This window comes from Candidatus Poribacteria bacterium, assembly GCA_021295755.1.
Lineage (GTDB): Bacteria > Poribacteria > WGA-4E > WGA-4E > PCPOR2b > PCPOR2b.
Window position 1 is genome coordinate 1 of record JAGWBT010000174.1, and the last position, 1929, is coordinate 1929.

1 protein-coding gene and 1 pseudogene are annotated in these 1929 nt (G+C 49.6%); both read right to left on the reverse strand.

Annotated features, from left to right (window positions below; translation table 11 throughout):
- Positions 1-862, reverse strand: an 862-nt coding sequence (locus tag J4G02_20415) for a UTP--glucose-1-phosphate uridylyltransferase (GenBank protein MCE2396891.1), incomplete at its 3' end; no start/stop codon positions are given.
- A pseudogene (locus J4G02_20420) lies at positions 839-1848 on the reverse strand (GHMP kinase). The pseudogene J4G02_20420 and the gene J4G02_20415, both read right to left, overlap by 24 nt.
- Positions 1849-1929 lie beyond the last annotated feature (81 nt).

A 1929-nucleotide genomic window follows, 5' to 3' on the forward strand; every position in this document is an offset into this window, starting at 1 on the left:
CGATATCAAAACATCTGCCTTTGACAACGTAGCCGGAAAAGTTATCCTCTTTCCGCAATTTGTCTAGACAGGAGGTCAGTTGAAACTCGCCTCGCTCGCGAAGACTATGGGAGATGTTCTCTTCGAGGTAGTCGAAAATTTTTGGGGTCAACACATACATGCCGAACACCGTCAGGAATTCATCTGGGTCCAACCCTTCTACCTGAAGATGCTGTCGAGCATACTCAACATCGGGTTTTTCGTAGAATTCTGTTATTGAAAGAATTGTATCCGGCTGTTGCCAATTGCCGGTCACACACCCAAAGTTGTGGATCTGGCCTGAAGGTGTAGCTTTCAACCCAACCACACTATGCTCCACCCGTTCATATACATCCAGAATCTGCCGTGCACACGAAACCTGATTATCAGAGGTATAGAGATGGTCTCCCAGCATCAGCAAAAACGGTTCGCCATTGACCCATTCTCGTGCACAAAAGACAGCGTGTCCGAATCCCTCCTGAACATCTTGGGTCACAAACGTGACTCGCTGTCCTAGGTCCATCAGATACTGGGAATACTCCTGATCTTCCTGCGGCAGCTTATTGAAATTCTCAATCAGTGGAGGCGTCTTGAAAAATCGTTCAAAGAGTTCGCGGTCTCTGCCTTGCACAACAAGGCAAACCTCTTCGATACCGGCATGGATTGCTTCTTCAACTATTGCCATGATAACCGGCTTCGGTTTGCCGGATTGATCAATGATAGGGAAAAGTTCTTTCTTTATCGCCTTTGATGCTGGAAATAGACGGGTGCCAAAACCCGCGGCGGGAATCACCGCTTTTCGCACACGCCGCCCTGCCTGAATAACCAGTTTCAGACAGGACATCTTCAGATCTCGTTCGATGACTTCGATAGCCTTCTGCTGGCTTTCCTGATCCTTAACGATAAATTGTGCGGTGCCGTCTCCTTGCGAACCGACACCTTTCCCACCGAGTATATATGGCTGAATAGGATCGTAATTGAGAACTTTATGCAGCATAGGCGCTGTGAGTTCCGACGGACAGGCAGGTTGAACGTACTTATCAAATTCCGCCTGTGCCTTTTTCATCAATTTCCCGATCTCCACTGCATCGCCTTGATGTAATGCTTTGTATGCTTCATGCGTTATCCCTGTGCTGATTGGACCGAGATATTTTTGGACATTCCTTTGCATTTCGTCTTCGGCAAAGGGATAACAGTGATTGAGCCTGTTAAGTATCAGCCGCGTATCCTTGCCCGCTCCCAGATCGACGATGACGAAGTGTAAGTCTTGCGACACGTGCCGTCAAAGATCATCATAATGGGTCGATTGCCGTAAGCGCAGCCTTGATCCATCCGCCCGCAACGCGAAGGTGTGGTAATCTCACCGATGTAAGCGTATTCCATTTCGCCGCGGACAGTCATCTTCAAATCATAGATTCGATTGAAGGCACGAGCGACAAGGACGCAGGTTGCAGCACTGGATGAAAGCCCCTTCTTTGCAGGGAGATCGGTCAGGTAGTTGTCGATCTCAAGCCCATGTACCTGATAGTGCGTCAGAATCTGGTAGGCGACGCCAGCAGCATAACTAAAAAAGCTGCCCTTTTGTGCTTCGGCGAGGAGCGCCTCGCTTTCCATGGGCACTTCAAACGGGTCCATACGTGTGCCATCGCTGAGGGTGGCCCGTAGAATCAGTTTGGTTGGGTGGGAACTGACCTCGGCATGAAGCCCCTGATTGGTACTAGCGATGATTGCGTAACCCTTCTCTAAGTCGGCGTTGGTGCGACGGTGGCCGCCCGCCCAATCGGTATGTTCACCAAAGAGGCAGATGCGGCCTGGCACAAAAATCTTCATGGTTCGGGCTCCGGTTCTTATAATCTCCCTTGGTGCAATAATAGCGTGATACAATTAGGTTCTGCTGGCATTTGACAGATT